Annotated in this window: 1 protein-coding gene; it reads left to right on the forward strand. The window is 52.5% G+C overall.

Features of this window, described 5'->3' with window-relative positions; genetic code table 11:
• A partial coding sequence (locus ABZX22_RS45385) for a UvrD-helicase domain-containing protein (RefSeq protein ID WP_354923633.1) occupies window positions 1-1,023 on the forward strand: 1,023 nt, incomplete at both ends.

Below are 1,023 nucleotides of genomic sequence, written 5' to 3' on the forward strand. Positions count from 1 at the left end.
CATTTGCCGAGAATCTCGCATTGGACCCACGAAGAATTAAAAATGCCGAAGGGTTGACTCCTGACTCAGTTGAACACCATTTCGCGTCCGCAGTTTCCATTTTCTTTGAAGAGCTCTATCGGACATTCAAGACGGAAGGCGTCGTCTCGTTCAATCGACTCTTCTCACAGCTGTCTACCTCAGGAGACTGGTTCGACAAGGTGAACGGCGGTTCTCTCCTGACTATGAAGCATTTGCTCATAGATGAATTTCAGGATATCTCGCCCGTTATTGTGAAGTTTGTTGTCGCTATGCACGAGCGACTTCGAGCGGTATCCCGTGACTCCGACGCTCCGTCGGTAATGTGCGTTGGGGACGATTGGCAGTCCATCTATGGGTGGCGCGGTAGTTCTCCACAGTTTTTCCTGCATTTCCCTCGGTATTTCAAGGGAGCACGCGACCAGACGTACCGCCTTAGAGATAACTATCGGTCGTCGGCGTATGTCGTCTCCGCTGCGGAAGCTTCGCTATCCGACCTAACAGAGCAATTTCCCGGCAAGCAGGGTGGTATCGCGAAGGGAAAATGGCGTGACTTGAAGCATCCGGTTGCGCTCGTGTCGGAATTCAACGCCCAGGACGCAGTGGCTCTTGTACGTACGATACTTGACCGTCTACCCACTGATGAGCGTCTCTATGTGCTCACGCGTGGCTCAGTGAATCCCGTCTTCATGCAGATATGTGACGCGTTTAAGGGGGAGAGTTCCGAGCGGTTTCTTGCGACCACGTTTCACCAGAGCAAAGGGCTGGAAGCAGAGTACGTCATCCTTATCGGTGACACACAATACAGCTCGACCAATAATTTACGAAATTCGCTGTACAAAATGGCCGGACTAGGTTCAGTGAAATCGGCAACACCATATGACGATGCGCAGAGGGACGAGGCGCGGCGGCTGGCTTACGTCGGAATTACTCGCGCAATGAAGCTGTGCATTTGGTTGTGCGAGCCGAGCGACGATGGAACGTATGTTAGATTGCCAGAGGACG

Origin of the sequence: Nonomuraea sp. NPDC003804, assembly GCF_040610675.1 — a bacterium.
Lineage (GTDB): Bacteria > Actinomycetota > Actinomycetes > Streptosporangiales > Streptosporangiaceae > Nonomuraea.